Raw genomic sequence first — 2,878 nt, forward strand, 5'->3', positions numbered from 1 at the left:
AAACTGTGGGAAATCTCATCTTGAGGGGGGCTTCATGCTTAGATGCTTTCAGCACTTATCCCTTCCGCACATAGCTACCCAGCGATGCCTTTGGCAAGACAACTGGTACACCAGCGGTGCGTCCATCCCGGTCCTCTCGTACTAAGGACAGCTCCTCTCAAATTTCCTGCGCCCGCGACGGATAGGGACCGAACTGTCTCACGACGTTCTGAACCCAGCTCGCGTACCGCTTTAATGGGCGAACAGCCCAACCCTTGGGACCGACTACAGCCCCAGGATGCGATGAGCCGACATCGAGGTGCCAAACCTCCCCGTCGATGTGGACTCTTGGGGGAGATCAGCCTGTTATCCCCAGGGTAGCTTTTATCCGTTGAGCGATGGCCCTTCCATGCGGAACCACCGGATCACTAAGCCCGACTTTCGTCCCTGCCCGACTTGTAAGTCTCGCAGTCAAGCTCCCTTATGCCTTTACACTCTGCGAATGATTTCCAACCATTCTGAGGGAACCTTTGGGCGCCTCCGTTACCTTTTAGGAGGCGACCGCCCCAGTCAAACTGCCTGCCTGACACTGTCTCCCACCCCGGTAAGGGGTGCGGGTTAGAATTTCAATACAGCCAGGGTAGTATCCCACCGATGCCTCCGCCGAAGCTGGCGCTCCGGTTTCCAAGGCTCCTACCTATCCTGTACAAGCTGTACCAAAATTCAATATCAGGCTGCAGTAAAGCTCCATGGGGTCTTTCCGTCCTGTCGCGGGTAACCTGCATCTTCACAGGTACTATAATTTCACCGAGTCTCTCGTTGAGACAGTGCCCAGATCGTTACACCTTTCGTGCGGGTCAGAACTTACCTGACAAGGAATTTCGCTACCTTAGGACCGTTATAGTTACGGCCGCCGTTTACTGGGGCTTCAGTTCAGAGCTTCGCCTTGCGGCTAACCCCTCTCCTTAACCTTCCAGCACCGGGCAGGTGTCAGCCCCTATACTTCGCCTTGCGGCTTCGCAGAGACCTGTGTTTTTGCTAAACAGTCGCCTGGGCCTATTCACTGCGGCTTCCCGGGGCATACACCCCAAAAAGCACCCCTTCTCCCGAAGTTACGGGGTCATTTTGCCGAGTTCCTTAACGAGAGTTCTCTCGCTCACCTTAGGATTCTCTCCTCGCCTACCTGTGTCGGTTTGCGGTACGGGCGCCTTTCACCTCACTAGAGGCTTTTCTTGGCAGTGTGGAATCAGGAACTTCGGTACTTTAATTTCCCTCGCCATCACAGCTCCGCCTTGGCGCGAAGGATTTGCCTCCGCACCGGCCTAACTGCTTGGACGCGATCAACCAGTGTCGCGCTTGCCCTATCCTCCTGCGTCCCCCCATCGTTCAAACGGTGAAGAGGCGGTACAGGAATATCAACCTGTTGTCCATCGCCTACGCCTTTCGGCCTCGGCTTAGGCCCCGACTAACCCTGAGCGGACGAGCCTTCCTCAGGAAACCTTAGGCATTCGGTGGAAGGGATTCTCACCCTTCTTTCGCTACTCATACCGGCATTCTCACTTCTAAGCGCTCCACCGGTCCTTCCGGTCCGGCTTCAACGCCCTTAGAACGCTCTCCTACCACGGACACCAAACGGTGTCCATCCGCAGCTTCGGTGATACGTTTAGCCCCGGTACATTTTCGGCGCAGCGTCACTCGACCAGTGAGCTATTACGCACTCTTTGAATGATGGCTGCTTCTAAGCCAACATCCTGGTTGTCTAAGCAACGCCACATCCTTTTCCACTTAACGTATACTTTGGGACCTTAGCTGGCGGTCTGGGCTGTTTCCCTTTCGACCATGGATCTTATCACTCACAGTCTGACTCCCAAGCATAAGTTTTTGGCATTCGGAGTTTGTCTGAATTCGGTAACCCGATGAGGGCCCCTCGTCCAAACAGTGCTCTACCTCCAAAACTCTCCGCTTGAGGCTAGCCCTAAAGCTATTTCGGAGAGAACCAGCTATCTCCAAGTTCGATTGGAATTTCTCCGCTACCCACACCTCATCCCCGCACTTTTCAACGTGCGTGGGTTCGGGCCTCCAGCAAGTGTTACCTTGCCTTCACCCTGGACATGGGTAGATCACCTGGTTTCGGGTCTGCGGCCTCATACTCTTTCGCCCTGTTCAGACTCGCTTTCGCTGCGGCTCCGCTTCTTCAGCTTAACCTTGCATGAGACCGTAACTCGCCGGTTCATTCTACAAAAGGCACGCCATCACCCGTTAACGGGCTCTGACTACTTGTAGGCACACGGTTTCAGGATCTCTTTCACTCCCCTCCCGGGGTGCTTTTCACCTTTCCCTCACGGTACTGGTTCACTATCGGTCACTAGGGAGTATTTAGCCTTGGGAGATGGTCCTCCCGGATTCCGGCGGGATTCCTCGTGTCCCGCCGTACTCAGGATCCACTCGGGAGAGAACGAAGTTTCAGTTACAGGGCTTTTACCTTCTCCGGCAGGCCTTTCCAGGCCGCTTCACTTACCCCGTTCTTTTGTAACTCCCATATGAGTGTCCTACAACCCCGGAAGGCAAGCCTTCCGGTTTGGGCTGTTTCCTGTTCGCTCGCCGCTACTTGGGAAATCGCAATTGCTTTCTCTTCCTCCGGGTACTGAGATGTTTCAGTTCCCCGGGTGTGCCCTTCCTGCCCTATGGATTCAGGCAGGAATCCTGTCCGATTAAAGACAGGGGGTTTCCCCATTCGGAAATCTCCGGATCAAAGCTTACGTACAGCTCCCCGGAGCATATCGGTGTTTGTACCGTCCTTCATCGGCTCCTAGTGCCAAGGCATCCGCCGTGCGCCCTTTCTAACTTAACCATAAAAGGTTTAAATCCAAAAATAAGCGATTCTCGGTTTACTTGGTTT

General features: G+C 54.4%; 1 rRNA gene. It reads right to left on the reverse strand.

What is annotated here, in order from left to right:
- Positions 1-2,830: ribosomal RNA gene (locus tag IC21_RS09365) — 23S ribosomal RNA — on the reverse strand; the annotation flags it as partial.
- Between the last annotated feature and the right edge of the window lie 48 nt (positions 2,831-2,878).

Source organism: Heyndrickxia coagulans DSM 1 = ATCC 7050 (assembly GCF_000290615.1).
Lineage (GTDB): Bacteria > Bacillota > Bacilli > Bacillales > Bacillaceae_C > Weizmannia > Weizmannia coagulans.